Below are 19,428 nucleotides of genomic sequence, written 5' to 3'. Positions count from 1 at the left end.
CACTGTAAAGGGAATGTCACTCTGCACGCCACTGTTGGACTAGGTGGCACGCTGTGCCACATTGTCATGTCGTGCTCACTCCATCGAGCTCCCACGAAAAGGTAGGAATCATGAATCGCTACGAAGGTCGCCGCGCACTCGTCACCGGCGGCGGATCCGGGATCGGACAGGCCACCGTGCTGCGCATGCTCGCCGAGGGCGGCCGCGTCGTCGCCGCCGACGTGTCGGAGCCGGGGCTCGCCGACACCGTCGCGAAGGCCGGCGACGACGCCGAGCGCCTGCACATCGTCGTCGTGAACATCGCCGACGAGACCTCCGTCAAGACCGCTGTCGCCGACGCCGTGGCATGGCTGGGCGGGCTCGACGCGCTCGTCAACGCGGCCGGGATCCTGCGCTCCTCCCACACCGACCAGACGACGCTCGAGGCCTTCGAGCAGGTGCTGCGTATCAACCTGGTCGGAACGTTCCTGATGATCCGCGAGGCCGTCCCGGCTCTACTGCAGGGAAACGGCGCCGCGGTCGTGAACTTCAGCTCCACCTCGGCCATGTTCGCCCACCCCTACATGGCGGCGTACGCGGCGAGCAAGGGCGGCGTACAGTCCATGACCCACGCCTTGGCAGCCGAGTACGCCAAGCAGGGCATCCGCTTCACCGCCGTACAGCCCGGCTCCATCTCCTCCGGCATGACCGACGGCTCCGGCGCCAGCGAGCAGAGCCAGGGCCCCGGCCTCCCCGAGGACGCCGACATGAGCCTGTTCATGAAGCTCGCACCGGCCCTGGGCAACGGCTTCGCCGGGCCCGAGACCGTCGCCGGCGTGGTCGCGATGCTCGCCAGCGACGACGGCAAGTTCATCACCGGCACCGAGATCCGCATCGACGGCGGCACCCACTTCTGACCGCCCTCACGGCCGCCCGCCGGCGCCGATCTGCCGCCCGACCTGCACAAGTGCATTGAAGGGCATCCCGATTCGGCGCCGGGACGGCGTCCTGATAATGTTCTTCTTGTTGCGCGCGGGTGGCGGAATAGGCAGACGCGCTAGCTTGAGGTGCTAGTCCACGTATTAGTGGGTGGGGGTTCAAGTCCCCCCTCGCGCACAGAGAGAAACCCCAGGGAGACCTGGGGTTTCTCGCATTTCACGAGAAGTCATCGAACCCTATGAGGGCACGATGGGGGCACCAGCGGCCACGACCCCTCTCAAGTTGTTGTCTTGAACAGGGTAATCGAAGCCGCGACCCGCTCAACCAGTTCAGAATCAACACACGACCACGTGCTCAACGCACTGGCTACGTTGCGGCCCAGCTCCCACGGGAAACCCGTAGGCAGGTCCACGAGAATTATTCGTGCCCACTGGCGCACTTCCTGACGTCAAGGACTCGTCCGGGGCGTCAATCACGGCCCCAATGCGCAGACGGCGGCGCGGCAGGCGCGCCAGCTACCCCGGTGTGCGATAGCGCGCCTGCGCATCGCCCGACCCCAGACCGTCCGCAGCGCCACGCTAGATCGAGAGGGAGGAACGGTCCACACCTCCCACCACTTGACCGCGTGAGTCTCTGTCACTAACTTGAACCTGAACTTGAATTCAGATTGGAGTCCTGGAGACTCGGAAGGAAGCACTGGCATCGTGAGAGAAGCAGTAGTGGTTTCGACGGCTCGTACGCCTATCGGCAAGGCCTATCGGGGTGCCTTCAACGACACCCAGGCCCAGGACCTCGCCGGGCACGCCGTGAAGCACGCCGTCGAGCGTGCCAGCCTGCAGGGTGATGAGATCGAAGACGTCGTCTTCGGCGCCGCACTCCAGCAAGGCTCCACGGGATTCAACGTCGCCCGCCAGGCCGCGCTTCGCGCCGGCTTGCCCGACACCGTCGCCGGGATGTCGGTCGACCGCCAGTGCGCGTCAGGTCTAATGGCGATCGCCACCGCAGCGAAGCAGATCATCCACGACGGCATGGACATCACCGTCGGTGGCGGCGTGGAGTCGATCTCCCTCGTCCAGAACGACAAGATGAACCAGCACCGGGCCGAGGCCCCCTGGCTCCTCGAGCACGTTCCCGATCTCTACATGCCGATGCTGCAGACCGCCGAGATCGTGGCGGAGCGCTATGGCATCTCGCGGGAGCGCCAGGACGAGTTTGCCCTGCTCTCGCAGCAGCGCACCGCCGAGGCGCAGGCAGCTGGCCGTCTCGATGACGAGATCGTCCCGCTGCCAACGACCAAGGTTGTCGTCAACAAGGAGAACGGCAAGAGCAGCAGCGAGGATGTCATCCTCGCCAAGGATGAGGGCAACCGACCCAGCACCAGCGCCGAGAGCCTTGCGGCCCTCTCGCCCGTGCTCCCCGACGGTGCCATCACTCCCCGCTCGACCATCACCGCGGGCAACGCCTCGCAGCTCTCCGACGGCGCCTCCGCCTCGGTACTGATGGAGGCTCAAGTCGCCCGTGACCGCGGCCTAACTCCGTTGGGCAGCTACCGCGGCATGGCCGTCGCTGGCTGCAAGCCGGGCGAGATGGGCATCGGCCCGATCTTCGCCGTCCCGAAGCTGCTCAAGCAGCACGACCTCAGCATCGATGACATCGGCCTGTGGGAACTCAACGAAGCCTTCGCCTCGCAGGCGATCTACTGCCGCGATGAGCTCGGCATCGATCCCGAGCGCTACAACGTCAACGGCGGTGGCATCTCCATCGGCCACCCCTACGGCATGACCGGCGCTCGACTCGTCGGCCACGCGCTCATCGAGGGCCGGCGCCGCGGCGTCCGCTACGTAGTCATCACAATGTGCGTCGGCGGCGGCATGGGCGCTGCCGGCCTTTTCGAGGTGAACCAGGGATGAGCGACGTCATCACCGACGCCAGTGAGGGCGTCGGCACGATCATGCTCAACCGGCCGGACCGTCGCAACGCTCTTTCCGACAGCATGATCCAAGGCGTCGCAGCCGCCATGAAGCAGATGGAGGCCGACCCGGCGGTTGGCGCCATCGTCCTGACCGGCGCTGGCAATGCCTTCTGCTCAGGAGGCGATGTTCAGGGCTTCCACGAGTCCGGCGGCGAGGGTGGGGGCTCCGCCGTAGTCGATGAGGCCGCAGTCGAAGCCCAGCGTCAAGCCCAAGAAGAAACCGTCGGGCGCATCTACCGCTGCGCCAAACCGGTGCTGGCCTCCATCCCCGGTGCTGTCGCCGGCGCCGGAATCGGCCTGGCGCTCGCCGCTGACCTGCGCATCGGCAGCACGCGCACCGTCTTCGCAACCGCCTTCGGTGGCGTCGGCCTCGCCGGCGACTTCGGAGTCGCGTGGCTACTCCACCAGCTAGTCGGTCCAGCCCTGGCCCGCGAGTTGCTCTTTCTCAATCCGCGCATTCGCGGCGAGCAGTGCGCGGATCTGGGCCTGGTCAACTGGATCGTCGCTGAGGACGAACTGGAGACGAAGACTCGCGAACTGGCCACCAAGCTCGCCTCCGGGTCCTCGCACGCCTTGAGCGGGATGAAGCAGAACCTGCTGCGCGCCCCGGGTGAGGATCTCACCGCCTCGATGCATGCCGAGGTGCCGCTTCACAAGGCGACCGGTCTAACCAACGACCATGTCAACGCCGTCAAGGCGTTCGTCAACAAGGAGGCATCCACCTTCCCTGTCGGGTGGCACGCCGTAGCCGAGGAGGAGACCACATGCAGGTGAAAGACAAGGTAGCCATCGTCACCGGTGCCGCCGGCGGCATCGGCGCCGCGCTCGCGACCGGGCTCGTTGAGGCTGGGGCGAAGGTCGTGCTCACCGACCGGTCCCCGGCCGTCGAGCAGACCGCCAAGGAACTCGACGCAGCTCACCCCGGCTCCGCACTCGGACTCACTGGCGACGCCGCTGACACCGATGACATCGCCGCCGCGATCGCCCTGGCCGAGAGCAAGCTCGGCCCTGTCGACCTGTACTTTGCCAACGCAGGCGTGGGTGGGGGCGGAGGCCTTGGGGCCACCCACGATGAGTGGAAAACGGCCATCGACGTCAACGTCCTGGCCCACGTACGCGCTGCCCAGCAGCTCGTGCCACGTTGGGTCGAGCGCGGCAGCGGCTACTTCGTCTCCACGGCATCGGCTGCAGGCCTACTGACTCAGATCGGCTCTGCCACGTACTCAGTGACCAAACACGGCGCGGTTGCTTTTGCCGAGTGGCTCGCGATCACCTACGGCAACAGCGGCGTCAACGTCAGCTGCCTGTGCCCGATGGGCGTCAACACCGCGATGCTTACCGGTGGCACCGACACGCCGACCGCTGCCGAGCGAAAGGCCGCCGCCGCTGTCATCAACGCGGGCGGGGTACTCGACCCAAGCGAGGTCGCCGGCCATGTGCTGGCGGCCGTGGAAGCGGAGACATTCCTCATTCTCCCGCATGCGGAGGTGCTGGAGTTCTGGCGCCGCAAGTCCAGCGACTACGACCGTTGGCTGGCCGGGATGCGCCGCTACCAAGATTCGCTTGCCTGACCAAGCGTCCAAAGACCTTCACCGATACAGATAAGGAAACAGACATGGACTTCGAGCTGTCCGACACCTGCAAGAAGTACAAAGAGAAGCTCTTGGCTTTCATGGACGAGCATGTCTACCCGGCCGAAAGCATCTACGAAGCCCAGATGACGGAGTCGGGTAACCCGAACTTCCACCCGCCGATCCTCGAGGAGCTCAAGACCGAGGCCCGCAAGCGCGGCCTGTGGAACCTCTTCCACCCCCACGCCAACGAAGAGTGGGGCTCGCCAGGGCTCAGCAACCTCGACTACGCCCCCCTCGCCGAGATCATGGGCCGGAGCCCCCACCTTGCTCCCGAGGCCACCAACTGCAACGCCCCCGACACTGGCAACATGGAAGTGCTGGAAGTCTTCGGTACCGCGGAGCACAAGGAGAAGTGGCTCAAGCCTCTGCTCGCCGGTGAGATCAACTCCGCGTTCTGCATGACCGAACCGGCCGTGGCCAGTTCGGACGCCACCAACGTCCAGCTGCGCATGGAACGCGACAACGACAGCTACGTGCTCAACGGTCGCAAGTGGTTCGCCTCCAACGCCCTGCACGCCAACTGCAAGGTGCTCATCGTGATGGGCAAGACCGACCCCGACGCCGCCCCACACCGGCAGCAGTCGATGATGGTGGTGCCGATCGACACCCCCGGCGTCACCATCGTGCGCGGCCTTCCGGTCTTCGGCTACCAGGATCGCGAGGGCCACGCCGAGATCATCTTCGACGACGTCCGCGTGCCCCACACTGCGCTGCTCGCCGGGGAGGGCGATGGCTTCATGATCAGCCAAGCCCGCCTCGGCCCCGGCCGCATCCACCACGCCATGCGCTCCATCGGCATGGCCGAGCGATCCCTCGATCTGATGATCAAGCGTGCCCAGAGCCGAACCACCTTCGGTGAGCCGGTCGCCAACCGCTCCAACATCCAGGACTGGATCGCCGAGTCGCGCATCGCCATCGAGACGACGCGTCTGCTCGTCCTCAAGACCGCCTGGCTGATGGACACGGTCGGCAACCAGAAGGCTCGCATCGAGATCGCCGCCATCAAGGTGGCTGCCCCCGAGATGGCGCTCAAGGTCATCGACCGGGCCATCCAGGTCCACGGCGGTGGCGGTGTCACCGACGACTTCCCGCTCGCCAGCTTCTGGGCCCACCAGCGCACGCTACGCCTTGCTGACGGCCCCGACGAGGTCCACAAGCGGACCATCGCCCGGGTCGAGCTCAAGCGTATGCGAAGCACAGTCGAGGCCACGGACTGACCACCACAGCGCCCGGTTCCCACGTGGGGGCCGGGCGCTGTGCTCATCCGAAGCCTTGGCGCGTCTCCCCCCGCCCGCCCTCCACGCACTCACGTGGTGGCAACGCATGTCAGAGGCACCTATCGTCGCTAGCTTCCCGCCCTCGCGAATGACGCCTCCCGGGCAATCGGCTGATCAGCTCTCTGTGATGCAACCGTCTCTTCGGGCGTGCTTCAGATCTCGACGACCTGCTGAGGCGTGAGATGCGCGTGTGGAGTCCCGGTCAGCGCGAAAGGCGTTGCCGGGCCACCTTGAAGCCTGTTGCCTCACGGTCGTAGGTGCCCTCGACGGCGCCCTCGGAGCGCAGCAGATGCTTCTGCACCTTAGCCGTGGGGGTCTTCGGGAGGTCGGGAACCACTCGAACGTACCTCGGCACCATGAAGTGCGGTAGCTGGTCGACGAGCTGACGCAGCAGGTCCTCAGGGTCGATCTCCACGCCCGGGACCGGAGCCACAACAACCATCACGTCATCCTCCCCCACCGGGCTGGGCACGGCGATCGCGGCAGCCTCGCGAACCGCGGGGTGGCGGCAGACCTCTGCCTCGAGCTCGTAGGACGAGATGTTCTCGCCACGCCGGCGGAGTGCGTCCTTGACACGGTCAACGAAGAAGTAGGCGCCAGTCTCGTCCCTGCGGAAGACATCGCCGGTGTGGAACCAACCATTGCGCCACACCTCGGCGGTGGCATCAGGCCGATTGAGGTAGCCCGACATCATCGCCCATGGCAGCTCGCTGCGCAGGATCAGTTCGCCTGTTTCACCCTCGGGTACGTCGAGATCATGCTCATCAACGATCCGCGCCTCGATCCCTGGGCGCAGGCGACCACAGCTCCCGATCGGGCTCGGTTGCGGGCCGGCAAGAAGCGGACTGGAGATTTCGGTCATGTTGAAGCAGGTGTAGACATCGACGCCGAATCGCTCGTGGAAGGCCTGCGCGTCCTCGGCAAGGGGCACCATCTGCACCAGCCGCAACGGGTGGTCGCGATCACGCGGACTGGGTGTCGCCTTCATGAGGAAGGTCGCCATCACACCCATCAAGAGCACAGCAGTGCAGTCGTAGCGCCGGACTACGTCCCAGAAGGTCGTGGTACTGAAGTCGGCCACCATCGCGAACGAAGCGCCATACTGCAGCGGCACCAGCGCTGCGCCCAATCCAGAAACGTGGAAGAGCGGGAGGTTGATCAAGAAGCGGTCGTCAGCCGAGAGCCACTGGTAGGTGAGCATCGCCTGGTGGATCTGGAAGTAGGGCATCATGACGCCCTTGGACGGTCCGGTCGTTCCTGAGGTGTAGACGATCAGCTCGAGATCCCAGGGTTTCCGATCAGCTGCCCGCGCGAGTGGGGTGGTGTCACTGGCCCAAAGTCTCTCGGCGGGCACCGTCTCCGCGCCCCGCGCCTCGGGGGTCACCCTGCCACCCAGCACGACCACCGTCCGCAGTGCTTCGTGCTCGACCGCGTCGAGGCGGGGCACCAGCTCGTGATGGGCCACCAGCAAGGATACTGCGCTATCACGGAGCACGTGCTCGATGAGCGCCCCTTTGTACGCCGTGTTGATCGGCACCGCGACGGCACCGAGGTAGTTGATCGCCCACCACACACGCAGGGCGGGTTTCCCGTTGGGCAACCAGATGCCGACGAGCTCGCCTTCGCGTACGCCGAGGTCGCGCAAGGCTCCGGCCGTGGTGCGGACCTCTTCCAGGGCCTGCGCGTAGGTCCAGGTCGCACCGTCCTCAAAGATGGCGAACACCTTGTCCGGGTTTGCCTTCGCCCGCGCCTCGAGCATCAGCCCGAGTACGCACTCCTCACCCAGCGGGAAGCCCCGTGTCTCGGGGTGCGAGGCGGCCGGAGAAGCGGACGGATGGCCATCGTGCAGGTGAGTCATACGTCACATCCGAACGGATCCGCATGGTCGGGTCAAGCATTACTGAACAGTAATTTGAATTCGCGCTCAAATTCGGATTTGAGGTTGAATTTGACGTCATATCCATTTAAGTTGTGGTGAAGATCACTCAACAAGGAGGGTTCGTCGCATGTCCGACAGCGCTGGCCATGAGGTTCTGTACGAGATCTCCGACGGGGTCGTCACACTCACCTTGAACCGGCCCGACCGATCCAACGGCTGGACCCCAGCACTTCAGACCCGGCTCTACGGCCTCCTCGATGAGATGGCCGACGACCCAGACGTCCGAGTCGTGATCATCACCGGCGCGGGCCGTGCCTTCTGTGCGGGCGCGGACATGGAGATGCTCTCGGCGGAGGACCCAGGCACCGGCGAGAGCAGCCGTCCGCTGCTGGCCCCGATGTGGTTCCCCAAGCCGATCGTCGCGGCTATCAACGGGGCCTGCGCCGGGCTCGGCCTCCAGCTTGCCTTGATGTGCGACTACCGGGTCGCCTCCTCGCAGGCGAAGTTCACCACCGCCTTCTCGCGCCGCGGGTTGATCGCCGAGCACGGTCTCACGTGGTTGTTGCCTCGGCTCACCTCCCTTGCCACCGCCAGCGAGCTCCTCATCTCCGCCCGCATCTTCCGCGGCGCCGAGGCCGAGCGCCTCGGCGTGGTCCACCGTGCGGTCGAGCCCGACCAGGTCCTCTCCGATGCGTACGCCTACGCGCGCGACCTCGCCGACAACGTCTCTCCCACCTCGATGGGCGTCATCAAGTGGCAGATGTACAACCACTACGACCGTCCGCTGCTGGAGTCGATGGACCACTCCGACCAACTGATGGCCGAGTCCGCCGAGCGCCCCGACTTCGCCGAGGGTGTCTCCAGCTTCATCGAGCGCCGGCCGCCCAAGTTCCCGCCCCTCCAGCGCAGCGCCGTCCCGCCTATGACGTTCACCTCGCCGACCTGACGTGGGGCGTTCCACGTCCGGCCGCCTCGTAGCCTTCCCCGCTGGCCTGTCTCAGCGAGCGTTCGTCATCCATCTGACGATCCCACCCTCGCGATCCGGTGTGTGAACGACCTCGACCCACACCCTGTCGTACGCGATCCCGAGGACACCCTCCCTCCGAGAGGAACCACCGTGGTCACCGAGTCATCCGTGGAAGCCCTGGCGCCTACTACCACTCCGCTGCTCACCATCGACGACCTGGTCGTCGAGTATCCTCGCCCCCGGGGCGAGCCGGTGCGCGCGGTCGCCGAGGTCAGTTTCGACATCCGGCCAGCCGAGATCCTCGGCCTCGTCGGAGAGTCCGGTAGCGGCAAGTCGACGGTCGGCATGGTTGTGGCCGGGTTCTTGCGGGCCTGCTCTGGCCGCCTCGTCATCGATGGCTCCACCACAGAGGACTGGACATCGGCCACCACCAGCGGCCGCGGAGGCGTCCAGATGATCTTCCAGGACTCCTCGACGGCTCTCGACCTGCGCTTCACGGTGGCCGCATGCGTGGGTGAAGCGCTGGCAGGCGGGGGCCGCATCCGCCGGCGCCACCTCGACGAGGCGCAAACCTATCTGGAGCGTGTCGGCCTCGATCCAGAGCTCGGCCGACGCAAACCGCGCGAGCTCTCCGGCGGCCAAAAGCAGAGGGTGGCGATCGCCCGCGCCCTCGCCGCACACCCTCGCCTGCTGGTCTGTGACGAATCGGTCTCCGCTCTCGATGTCTCGGTGCGCGCCAAGATCCTCAACCTGCTCATCAAGATCCGTCGCGAGGAGGGCATCGCGATACTCTTCATCTCTCACGACCTCGCTGTCGTCAGTCAGCTCGTCGACCGGGTCGTGGTGATGCGTCGCGGCAGGGTCGTCGAGACCGGCGACGTCGACGACGTGATCTCCTCGCCGACCCACCCTTACACCCAAGCGCTGCTGGCCGCGGTCCCCCGCCTCGAGCACGGCTTGTCCGACGCCGCCCAGCCTACGCCGCCCGCCCTGGGCCGCTCAGGCCTGCCGCCTGAGGAAGTCCTCCCGTGACCCGCCGTCACCGGCTCACCGCCGCAACGGTCGTCATCCTCCTCTGCCTGGGCCTCGCCGGCTGCGGCAACCCCGTGCTCGATGCACAGGAGGACGATCGCCTCGTTGTCGGCTCGGTGCTCGCGCCGAGCAGCCTCGACCCCGTCCACGTAACCGGCGGGCACGACCCGCTCTTCCTGCAGCTCATCTACGACCGGCTGATGGAGACCGACCCCGAGACGGGCGACGTCGTTCCGGGCCTCGCCACCGACTGGGGCTACTCCAAGGACAAGAAGAGCTTCCATCTCACCCTGCGCGAAGGTGTCGAGTTCTCGGACGGCACCCCCGTCGACGCCGAGGCGGTCAAGGCCAACCTCGACCGTGCCTTCGAGATGACCAAGCTCGGCCACGTCACCTCGGTCGAGGAGGTGCGCGTGGTCGGGCCCTACATGCTCGAGCTGACGATGGCACACGAGAGCGCATGGCTGGCGGAGCAGTTGGCCTACAACAGCGGTTACATCGTCTCGCCGAAGGCCTTCGACCACGTCGGCGACGTCTCGGTCGACCCGATCGGCTCCGGCGCCTACCGGGTCGCGGAGTACCTTCCCGGCTATCGGATCGTTTTCGAACGCAACCCCGACTACTGGAACCCCGAACGCGGCCACTACCCCATCATCGAGATGGACTTCTTCAAGAACCAGGTCACGCTCAACCAGGCACTCCAGGCAGGTCGCGTGGAGGTCGCCTCCAGGATCTTGCTGACCGATGTGGCGTCACTCAGCAAGGACGACACCCTCGCGGTGGCCGTCGAGCCGTCGCTGGCGCACTTCCACATCCAGTTCAACACCACTCGACCAGCCCTCGCAGACCCACGGGTACGACGCGCGATCAACTACGCGCTCGACCGCAAGACCCTGGCCGCGGCCGCCACCAACGGGGTCGGCGAGCCGACCGAGAGCCTCTTCCCACCGGCGTACGAGTACAGCAACGACGAACTGCAGTCGATGTACGGCTACGACCCGAGGAAAGCCCGGCAGCTTCTCGACAACGCCGGCGTCGAGGAGGTCGATCTCGAATGCGTCACTTACACCGGCTCGGGATTCGAGGCGTCATCGCCGTACATCATCGAGCAGCTCGCCAAGGTCGGGATCAATATCCACCTTGACATCATGGAGCTGTCCGAGGCGATGGCCGCCTTCTATAACGGTGACGATCTCAGCGCTGCCAAGAACGGCCCCGACTGCAACTTCACCAGCTGGCCCGGCCAGCCCACGCCGCGTGACGCCATCCAGGCGGAGTACGGCAAGTCGGTGTACAACAACGGCCATCACGAGTACGCCGACTTTGGGCTGCTCGACCGGCTCGAGCGCACATACGACCACGAGGAGCGGGTCGAACTGGTACGCCGGATCGAGCTCGAGGCTTCTCTGGACCCGATGATGGCCAACCTTTACACCAAGCCGCAGGTCTTCGCCTACCGCAAGGGGGTCGCCGGCTTTACCGATGACCTCCTCGAGTTCGACCTCGACCTGGCCGACCTCCGGCCGGCCGAGTGACGGTCAGGAGCCCACCATGTCTCGCGCTAGTTCCTCCGCCGCGCACCGTGTTCCCGACGGCCCGGTACTCTCGGTCCGCGACCTCATCGTCGACTTCGGCGCCGCCGAGCCAGCCGTCAACGGCGTCAGCCTCGACCTCTGGCAAGGTCGCATTCTCGGCGTGGCCGGCCAGTCCGGCAGCGGCAAGTCGATGACTGCTCTGACGTCACTCGGCCTTGCCCCGCCCGGAGCGCACATCACCGGCTCGATTCGCTTCCGCGACCAAGAACTAGTGGGTGTCGGGCAGCGCACTCTGTCCAGGGTGCGCGGCTCGGGGATGACGATGATCTTCCAGGAGACCAACGCCGCCCTGAATCCGGTGATCCAGGTGCGCAAGCAACTCACCCTGGCCGTGCGGGCCAACCGTGACTGCAACCAGGACGAGGCCCACGAACTCGTCGTCGACGCGCTGCGTGACGTACGCCTCGACGACACCGACCGGGTGCTGAACAGCTATCCGCACGAGCTCTCGGGGGGTATGGCCCAGCGGGTGATGATCGCGATGGCCCTGGTCTGCGGTGCCGACGTGATCTTCGCCGACGAGCCGACCACCGCCCTCGATGTGACCGTGCAGCGCGAGGTCATGGAGATCATCCGGAGGGTGGCCGACGAGCATCGGCTCGCGGTCATGCTGATCTCCCACGACATCGGTGTGCTGGAGGAGATCTCCGACGAGCTCGCTGTGATGTACCGCGGACGCGTCGTCGAGCGTGGCTCGACCGACGACGTCATACGGGCCCCCGAGCACCCGTACACCCGAGCACTCCTCGACAGTATCCCGCGTATCGGCCACGAGCTCACAGAGTTCGTCGAGATGCCGTCCTTCGACATGGACCTCACAAGTCTGCCGGCCGCCGAACGCATCGCTGAGGGGAGCCACTCGTGACGCGTGTGCTGATCGGCCGGCTTCGGGTGGTGGTTCCAACCATCCTGCTGATCACGATCCTGACCTTCGCTCTGCGCGTGATCATCCCCGGCGGACCGGCCGATGCCCTGCTGGGCGGCTCCGACAACCCCGATACGATCAAGATGATCAACGAGCGTTACGGCCTCGACCAGCCGATCTGGCAGCAATACTTCAGCTGGCTGGGAGGAATGCTCCGCGGCGATCTCGGCACGTCGTACGCCACTGGCCTCCCCGTCTCCGACGTGATCGGACCGCGGCTAGCCTCGACGGTCGAGATCGTCGGACTCGGCATGCTACTGGCGATCCTCGCAGGCGGCGCCATAGGCATGTACGCCGCGATCCATCGCAGCACGCGGCTCGGCCGCCTCGTCTTCGCCGCGACCGGCATCGGCGTCTCTCTTCCGGTCTTCTGGTTCGCCACCATCGTGGCCGGGATCCTCGGAGTCGCGCTACGGATCCTGCCGGTCAACGGATACACGCCGCTCGCCGACGGCCTGGTCCCGCATCTGTCTTCCATCGCGATGCCGGTGGTCCTCATCGCCCTACCAAGCACAGCCCTGATGACTCGTCACGTGCGCAGCACGATGGTGGCGGCGCTGGAGAGTCCATATGTACGCACAGCGTGGGCCATGGGTATCAGCTCGCGCCGGGTCTACTTCGACCTCGCGCTGAAGAACGCGATCGGGCCGGTAGTGTCTTTCATGCCCTTCCTCGCCGCGACCCTGGTCGGCGAGCTGGTGATCATCGACGTCGTCTTCGTACTGCCAGGGCTCGGGTCCGCGATCGTCGACGCCGTCCACTTCCGCGACTACCCCTCGCTGCAAGCCATCGTGCTGCTGATGTCGGTCGCCGTCGTCCTGCTCTCCCTCATCGCCGACCTCGTGCTCACGGCGCTTGATCCGCGACGCAGGAAGGAAGCCACCACATGAGCGCCATCTCACTCCCCACCAAAGCCACGACCCGTGCCCGCGTACGCCGCAAGAAGGCATGGACGCCCGGCTCGATCATCGCCGCAGCGGTCGTTGTGGCGATGGTCCTGATCGGGCTGCTCGCACCCTGGCTGGCACCCCACGACCCGCTCCAGACCAACTCGGCCAACACCCTGGCAGGCCCGTCGGCAGCGCATTGGCTTGGCACCGACCAGGTCGGCCGCGACGTCCTCAGCCGGGCTATGTTCGGCGCCACCGCGGCCTTCCGTGGCACCGCCGTCGCCGTGCTGACGATGCTTGCCATCGGTATCCCGTGGGGCTTGGCCGCCGGCTACGTCGGCGGCGTGGCCGACGAGATCAGCATGCGCGTCGCCGACGCCTTCCTCTCCATCCCCGGGCTCGTCTTGGCAGTGGCGATCACCGGCGTCGTCGGCTCGGGCCTGACGATGTCGATGATCGCTGTCGGAGTGATCTTCTCGCCCAGCATCGCGATGCTACTGCGCAGCAACATCATCCCGATCCGACGCTCGAACTACCTACGGGCCGCACGCGCTCTCGGAGTGTCCGACTTGCGTGCCGCCGTGCGACATGTGCTACCGAACGCCTTCGGGCCAGTGCTCGTCCAGGTCTGCGGCCTGGCCAGTCTCTGCCTCATCGTGCAGGCTGCCCTCGGCTTTCTCGGCCTCGGGATCACTCCGCCGAACCCGTCGTGGGGTGGCGACCTCGCCGACGTCTATCTGTTCTTCACCCAGGCGCCCTTCGCCACCGTGATCCCGGGACTGCTGATCGCGACAGCGGCGTTCTCGATCAGCCGGATCGGCGACGCAATTCGGGCCGGACTCGACGTGGGCTGAGTCCTGCGCTACGTAAGTGGGCCCGGGCGTCAGTCCCGGGCCCACTTACGTCCTCAGCTCAGCGACCGCGGAAGACGGGCTCCCGCTTGTCGAGAAACGCCTTCACACCCTCCTGGACGTCCTCGGAATCGTTGGTGATGGTAACCGCGATCTCTGCGTGATCGAGCGAGGCATCGAGCGTCTCTTCCAGGCCGCGTACCATCATTCGCTTGGCCAGGCGCACTGCGAGCGGGGCGCGCCCGGCGATCCCGCGGGCCAACGCGAGGGTGTGGTCGCTCAAGTCGTCATGCGGAACGACCTCACCGACCAGCCCGAGCCGGAGGGCCTCCTCTGCGTCGTACACCTCTCCGAGGTAGGTCATCCGAAGGGCCTTCTCCAAGCCGAGGAAGCGGGGGAAGAGCCAGGCACCGCCCTCATCAGGCAGCAGACCGGCATTACCGGAGGTGTCGCCCAGTGTGGCGCGGTCGCTGGCGATGCGCAGGTCGCACAGCAGGGCCAGGGTGAGTCCGCCCGCGACCGCGGGGCCGTTGACCATGGCGATAGTCGGTTTGGTCAACTGGCGCATAGACCGAGTGAGAGCGTGGAAGCCCTCGCGCATGACGGTGGCATGGCCGATCATCCGACCACTGGCGATCTCCTCGTCGGCGTGACTGCGCAGATCTCCTCCCGAGCAGAAGCCGCGCCCCTCCCCCGTCACGATCAACACGCGCTGCTCATCGTCGGACGCGTAGCGGGCCAGTGCGTCCACGCACTCGCGTGCTGTCACCACGTCGTAGGCGTTCATCCGCTCGGGCCGGTTGAGGGTCAGTTGGGCGATGCCGGGCTCGAGCGTCTCGTAGCGGATGTGCTGGTAGTCCATCGGTGCTCCTCGGCTATGGGGGGTGGATACGTCCGGGCGACGCCAGTTCAGCGGCCGCTGAAGACCGGCGTGCGTCGTTCAAGGAAAGCCGCAGCGGCCTCGGCCCGGTCCTCGGTGCGGTAACTGTCGATGTGACGCTGGGACTCGACGTCGCAGAAATCGGCCAGGCTGAGGTTGCTCGCGTCGGCCAGGTTGCGCTTGATGTTCGCTAGTGCGATGGGTGCTGTAGCGGCCAGTCGAGCGGCCAGAGCTTGGACCTCTGTCTCGAACCGGACCGCCGGATGCACCGCCGTGACCATTCCCAGCCGTGCGGCCTCGGCAGCGGAGATCTTGTGATCGAGTAGATAGATCTCCTTCGCTTTGGCCTCCCCCAACATCCTTGTCAGCAGCCAACTGCCGGCAAAGTCACCGGAGAGGCCGGCGGCGAGGAAGGCGCTGCGGAAAACGGCACCTTCGCGCGCGACCCGGAGGTCACAGGCGAGTGCTAGACCCAGCCCCGCGCCGGCACAGGCACCGTTGACGGCGGCGACGCTCGCGGCGGGCGAGGCTCGCAGGAGTTCGATCAGGTGGACGCGCTTCCGAAGGGCCGCGTACTGCTCCTCGGGGGTGGGGCCGGGCTTAGCGCCGTCGTCCTTGAAACCCTGGAGATCGCCGCCGACGCAGAAGCCGCGGCCGACCCCGGTCACCACGATGACACGGACCGCTGGATCGTCGACTGTCCTTTCGACGCATTCGACGAGCCGGTCAAGAAGTTCATCGTTCATTGCGTTGAGGCGTTCAGGGCGGTTGAGGCGAATCGTCGCGACGCCAGTGGCGTCCCGCTCGAGCAGCACGGTCGATGAGGAGGTCACGCGTACGACAGTAGCTCAATTTAAAGTTGACGTCACCCTCAGATTGTGGTTAGTGTCACGCCAGAGCTCATTCCACGACACCCTCTCCGAAGGCGGCACCGAATGCGGTTCTCGTTCACCCAAGAGCAGGACGACCTGCGTCATTTCGTCCGAGACTTCCTCAGCACCCACGCCGGTCAGGGACAGCGTCAGCGCATTTCGCGCGACGGCTACGTCTTCGATCCCGGCTTGTGGCGCCAACTGGCCGAACAACTCGGGCTCACCGGCCTCACGATCGACGAGGAGCACGGCGGCTCCGGCGCCGGCACCCTGGAAGCCGCCATCGTGCTCGAGGAGATGGGTCGCGAGATGTACGCCGGCCCCTACCTCTCCACCTTCCTCGGCACTCACCTTCTTGGGCTCGCGCCCAAGGAGGTGCAGGCTGAGCTCCTGCCCGACGTGTCCTCCGGCAGCCGCATTCTCACGGTCGCTCTCCGCGAAGAGCAAGGGAGCTGGGAGGCGCCGGGTACCAGCACCCGCGCCGAGGCCACCGCCAGCGGCGGCTGGGTGCTCAGCGGCGAGAAGAGGTTCGTCACCGACGTCGCGACCGCCACGACACTGCTGGTCCGGGCTCGCACCGTCGACGGTCCGGCCTGGTTCGCAGTCGACCAGGACACAGATGGAGTCGAGGCTCGCGCTGCCGAAGGTCTCGATCTAGCCCGCGAGATCGGCCACCTGTCCCTTACCCGCGCCCCGGGACGGATGGTGATCGCACCGGCAGATGCCGACGCCGCCCACCAACACCTCCTCGACTCCGCCTCGGTGGCTTTGGCGGCCGAACTGGTCGGCCTCGCCGGCGCATGCCTGGACCAGTCCGTTGCATGGAGCAAAGACCGCGACCAGTTCGGCCGTCCGATCGGCTCCTTCCAGGCCGTGAAGCACCACTGTGCCAACACGCTCGTCGAGCTCGAAACCGCTCGCATGCTCGCCCGCTACGCCGCGTTCGCCCTCGGTGCGGGTACACCCGACGCCAGCGCCGCAGCCTCCATGGCGAAGCAGGCCGCCGCCGACGCCGCCTACCAGGCATCCGGCTCCAACATCCAGATCCACGGTGGCATCGGCTTCACCTGGGAGCACCACGCGCACCTGTACCTGCGCCGTGCCAAGGCCGACGCGGCCCTTTTCGAGGATGCCGCGGCGCACCGGGCGCGCGTCGCCGACCTGCTGCATATCTGACCGCTGCCCGTCACGGACTCGACCGATCAGGAGATCATCGTGGAGCCATTCTTCAACCCCGATGTGCAGGAATACCAGCGCACCCTGGGCGACTTCCTACGCAGCATCTTGCCCGACGACTTCGCAGGCAGCGGCCAGCTCGAGCTCGCCGAGTTCGAGAAGTTCTCCGAGGACATCCGCCGCCAACTCTACGAAGCGGGCTACATCGCCGTCTCCTATCCCAAGGAGTACGGCGGCGGCGGCCTATCGCCGGAGTATCATGTCGCCGTCGCCGAGGAGCTGACCCGCGCCGGTCTCCCGCTAGGTGTCGGCAACGACGTGTTCGGCCTGCAGATGTTCGGAAACACCCTTCTCGCTTTCGGCACCGAGGAACAGAAGCAGCGCTTCCTCCCCCGCATCATCAGCGGCGTGGACAAGTGGTGCCAGGGCTACTCGGAACCGGGATCAGGATCCGACCTCGCCGGCGCTAAGACCACCGCGGTGCAGGACGGCGACGTCTGGCGGATCAACGGGCAGAAGATCTGGACCTCGCTCGCACACAAGGCTGACTGGATCTTCGTGCTCGTGCGCACAGACCCCGATGCGCCCAAGCACCGTGGTCTGACCCTGCTCGCGTGCCCCCTCGACCAGCCCGGAGTCGAGCGCCGCCCGATCAAGCAGATCTCCGGTGAGGCCGACTTCAACGAGACCTTCTTCACCGACGCCGTCACCGGAGTCGAGAACACCATCGGCAAACCCGGTGACGGCTGGAAGGTCGCCACCGCACTGCTCGAGTTTGAACGTGGCGGCGCCGCAGCGACCCTGGCGGTGCGCTTCGACGAGGAGCTGGACCGGCTCACGGACCTGGCACGTCAGCGCGGCCGCGCGGGCGACTCAGCGATCCGTGAGCGACTCGCCTGGTGTCGCGCACGCGTGCTGGCGATGCGCCTGATGGGCTACAAGGCACTCACCGACAATCTCGCTGGCCGGCCGATCGGGCCCGAGGCCGCGCTCAACAAGCTCTACTGGTCGGAGTACCACCGGGTAGTCGCGGAGCTCAGCATGGACCTCCTCGGCGAGGAGGCGCTGATCCCGACTGGCCGCCGCCCCGTGATCCCCGATGGGCCGGACGCCCCCGGTGCGCCGCAGGACTCTGCCGGCTGGGTCACCGGCTTCCTCAACGGCCGTGCCAGCACGATCTTCGCCGGCACCTCCGAGATCCAACGCAACCTTCTTGCCGAACGCGTGCTCGGGATGCCGCGCGAGCCGCGGGTCCCCGCCCAGTGAGCAAGCACCCCATGGGGGCGTATGACTGAGACGCGTGGCGGGGCGTCGGGCTGCAGGCCCGACGCCCCATTGTTGTCCGTGGCACCGGGTGTTGCCCCGGCTGGTTCAGACCGAGTCCGCCGCCTCGAGTACGCGCATGAGCAGGTCGGGCTCGAGCACCGGCTCGAGCACCTCGGCGGTGTGTTCGCCGATCGCCGGTATCCGCATGGTGAGGTGGTGGTCGACCAGGCCGGTGCGTAGCGGCGGCGCCGGGGTGGACACCCGGCGACCGGACGGCGTGGTGACCTCGCGGATCCGGTCACGGTGAGGCTGGGCCATCGCGGTGACCGCGTCGGCCGCCGTCGTCATCGGACCGTGCGGCACTCGTGCCTCGTTCATCACAGCGCAGACCTCGGCGACTGAGTGCTCAGCAACCCACGTCACGACGGTGTCGCGAAGGTCCTCATACTCCGATCCCAAGGAATCTGCGTACGCCACCTCCTCGACGACCCTGCGCTCACCGAGTGCGCTCCAGAAGCGCTCCCAGGTCGGCTGGCCGAGCGGCGAGATGAAGACCGCACCGTCGCGTGCGGGGAAGACGTCTGCGAAGGCGCCGGGCACCGTGTTGCCGACTCGCGTACTCGGAGTGCCTTCGGCCACCAGCCCGACCTCGTGTGCCATCAGCGTCTGGTAGGAGTCGAGCATGCTGACCGGCACCAGCTGGCCGGTGCCGGTGAGTGAGCGCTCGCGCAAAGCCAACATGGTGCCGAGCACGGCGTGGTAAGACGCCAGGTGATCGGCGGGGAAGACTCCGCTGAAGGTGGCCGTCGAGCCGGGGTGACCAGTGAGGTCGGCGATCCCGCTCATTGCCTGGATGACGCCATCGAAGGCGACGGGCGGTGCCCAGTCGGCGTCGGGCCCGAAGCCAGTGATGTGGGTCATCACCAGCGACGGGTTCAGTTCGGCCACGGCGGCGTACCCGAACCCGAGGCGGTCGGGCACGCCGTCGGCGTAGTTGGTCAACAGCACGTCGGCGTTCGCGATCAGGGCGCGGAGCGCGGCGAGCCCGTCGGCCGACTTCAGGTTCAGGGCGACGCTGCGCTTGCCACGGTTGTGGGTGGCGAAGTAGATGCTCTCACCCTCGACGAGCGGGTAGGCGCCACGCGCCAGCTCGCCCGTCGGAGGCTCCACCTTGATCACATCAGCGCCGTGGTCAGCCAGCATCTGTCCTGCGTGAGGGCCTGCGATGGCGTGGGTGAGCTCGAGGACGCGGATTCCTCGGAGCGCTCCCCTACCGGGGGCCGTCGGCACCATT

Annotated in this window: 17 protein-coding genes and 1 tRNA gene; 14 read left to right on the top strand and 4 right to left on the bottom strand. The window is 66.6% G+C overall.

Translation table 11 applies throughout. The annotated features are described in order from the left end of the window. The first annotated feature begins 110 nt into the window (after window positions 1-110). From IEY84_RS06030 to IEY84_RS06005, 6 genes are all read left to right on the top strand, one after another. On the top strand, window positions 111-896 hold the full coding sequence (locus tag IEY84_RS06030; RefSeq protein WP_183544606.1) for an SDR family NAD(P)-dependent oxidoreductase: 786 nt from the start codon (window positions 111-113) through the stop codon (window positions 894-896). 113 nt (window positions 897-1,009) lie between these two features. Beyond that, window positions 1,010-1,095: transfer RNA gene (locus IEY84_RS06025), tRNA-Leu, on the top strand. A 527-nt stretch (window positions 1,096-1,622) separates the two neighbouring features. Continuing rightward, window positions 1,623-2,828 carry an acetyl-CoA C-acyltransferase gene (locus tag IEY84_RS06020; protein WP_183544608.1) on the top strand — a complete coding sequence of 402 codons (1,206 nt, stop codon included), beginning with the start codon at window positions 1,623-1,625 and terminating at the stop codon, window positions 2,826-2,828. Then, on the top strand, window positions 2,825-3,664 hold the full coding sequence (locus IEY84_RS06015; protein ID WP_183544610.1) for an enoyl-CoA hydratase/isomerase family protein: 840 nt from the start codon (window positions 2,825-2,827) through the stop codon (window positions 3,662-3,664). The genes IEY84_RS06020 and IEY84_RS06015 overlap by 4 nt, the downstream gene beginning before the upstream one ends. Beyond that, window positions 3,655-4,461, top strand: a complete 807-nt coding sequence (locus tag IEY84_RS06010) for an SDR family oxidoreductase (protein WP_183544612.1) — start codon at window positions 3,655-3,657, stop codon at window positions 4,459-4,461. Before IEY84_RS06015 ends, IEY84_RS06010 begins: the two co-directional genes overlap by 10 nt. A 44-nt stretch (window positions 4,462-4,505) precedes the next feature. Further along, on the top strand, window positions 4,506-5,741 hold the full coding sequence (locus IEY84_RS06005; protein WP_183544614.1) for an acyl-CoA dehydrogenase family protein: 1,236 nt from the start codon (window positions 4,506-4,508) through the stop codon (window positions 5,739-5,741). A gap of 262 nt (window positions 5,742-6,003) precedes the next feature. Here the strand turns inward: IEY84_RS06005 and IEY84_RS06000 are convergent, their stop codons facing one another. After that, entirely contained in the window at window positions 6,004-7,659 is a 1,656-nt protein-coding gene (locus tag IEY84_RS06000; protein ID WP_183544616.1) for an AMP-binding protein, read from the bottom strand. A 148-nt stretch (window positions 7,660-7,807) separates the two neighbouring features. On the opposite strand from IEY84_RS06000, the gene IEY84_RS05995 reads away from it, so the two are divergent. The 6 genes from IEY84_RS05995 to IEY84_RS05970 all read left to right on the top strand — a co-directional run bounded on the left by IEY84_RS05995 (window position 7,808) and on the right by IEY84_RS05970 (window position 13,943). Further along, complete coding sequence (locus tag IEY84_RS05995) at window positions 7,808-8,626, top strand: enoyl-CoA hydratase-related protein (protein ID WP_183544618.1); 819 nt, start codon at window positions 7,808-7,810, stop codon at window positions 8,624-8,626. A 171-nt stretch (window positions 8,627-8,797) separates the two neighbouring features. After that, window positions 8,798-9,679, top strand: a complete 882-nt coding sequence (locus IEY84_RS05990) for an ABC transporter ATP-binding protein (protein WP_183544620.1) — start codon at window positions 8,798-8,800, stop codon at window positions 9,677-9,679. Beyond that, the gene (locus IEY84_RS05985; protein ID WP_183544622.1) at window positions 9,676-11,214 is read left to right on the top strand and encodes an ABC transporter substrate-binding protein; all 1,539 of its coding nucleotides are present in this window, start codon (window positions 9,676-9,678) and stop codon (window positions 11,212-11,214) included. The genes IEY84_RS05990 and IEY84_RS05985 overlap by 4 nt, the downstream gene beginning before the upstream one ends. A 16-nt stretch (window positions 11,215-11,230) precedes the next feature. Further along, the gene (locus tag IEY84_RS05980; RefSeq protein ID WP_183544624.1) at window positions 11,231-12,139 is read left to right on the top strand and encodes an ABC transporter ATP-binding protein; all 909 of its coding nucleotides are present in this window, start codon (window positions 11,231-11,233) and stop codon (window positions 12,137-12,139) included. Beyond that, a complete protein-coding gene (locus IEY84_RS05975; protein ID WP_183544626.1) occupies window positions 12,136-13,089 on the top strand; it encodes an ABC transporter permease in 954 nt (317 codons plus the stop codon). The genes IEY84_RS05980 and IEY84_RS05975 overlap by 4 nt, the downstream gene beginning before the upstream one ends. Continuing rightward, window positions 13,086-13,943 carry an ABC transporter permease gene (locus IEY84_RS05970; protein ID WP_183544628.1) on the top strand — a complete coding sequence of 286 codons (858 nt, stop codon included), beginning with the start codon at window positions 13,086-13,088 and terminating at the stop codon, window positions 13,941-13,943. Before IEY84_RS05975 ends, IEY84_RS05970 begins: the two co-directional genes overlap by 4 nt. Before the next feature lie 58 nt (window positions 13,944-14,001). Here IEY84_RS05970 and IEY84_RS05965 read toward each other — a convergent pair whose 3' ends face one another. Together IEY84_RS05965 and IEY84_RS05960 are read right to left on the bottom strand one after the other, a co-directional pair. Further along, window positions 14,002-14,802 (bottom strand): enoyl-CoA hydratase/isomerase family protein, encoded by an 801-nt coding sequence (locus IEY84_RS05965; RefSeq protein WP_183544630.1) that lies wholly within the window; start codon window positions 14,800-14,802, stop codon window positions 14,002-14,004. Window positions 14,803-14,849: 47 nt separating this feature from the next. Beyond that, on the bottom strand, window positions 14,850-15,653 hold the full coding sequence (locus IEY84_RS05960; protein WP_183544632.1) for an enoyl-CoA hydratase-related protein: 804 nt from the start codon (window positions 15,651-15,653) through the stop codon (window positions 14,850-14,852). Between the two features lie 102 nt (window positions 15,654-15,755). Here IEY84_RS05960 and IEY84_RS05955 point away from each other — a divergent pair, with 102 nt between their 5' ends. Together IEY84_RS05955 and IEY84_RS05950 are read left to right on the top strand one after the other, a co-directional pair. Continuing rightward, window positions 15,756-16,868, top strand: coding sequence for an acyl-CoA dehydrogenase family protein (locus tag IEY84_RS05955; protein ID WP_183544634.1), 1,113 nt, complete (start codon window positions 15,756-15,758; stop codon window positions 16,866-16,868). Between the two features lie 39 nt (window positions 16,869-16,907). Beyond that, complete coding sequence (locus tag IEY84_RS05950) at window positions 16,908-18,134, top strand: acyl-CoA dehydrogenase family protein (protein WP_183544636.1); 1,227 nt, start codon at window positions 16,908-16,910, stop codon at window positions 18,132-18,134. Between the two features lie 105 nt (window positions 18,135-18,239). Here the strand turns inward: IEY84_RS05950 and IEY84_RS05945 are convergent, their stop codons facing one another. Beyond that, entirely contained in the window at window positions 18,240-19,427 is a 1,188-nt protein-coding gene (locus IEY84_RS05945; RefSeq protein ID WP_183544638.1) for a CaiB/BaiF CoA transferase family protein, read from the bottom strand. Between the last annotated feature and the right edge of the window lies 1 nt (window position 19,428).

Source organism: Nocardioides albus, assembly GCF_014648255.1.
Taxonomy (GTDB): Bacteria; Actinomycetota; Actinomycetes; order Propionibacteriales; family Nocardioidaceae; genus Nocardioides; species Nocardioides albus.
Note: the sequence above shows the minus strand (reverse complement) of the source record. Positions and strands in the feature narration are given on the sequence as shown.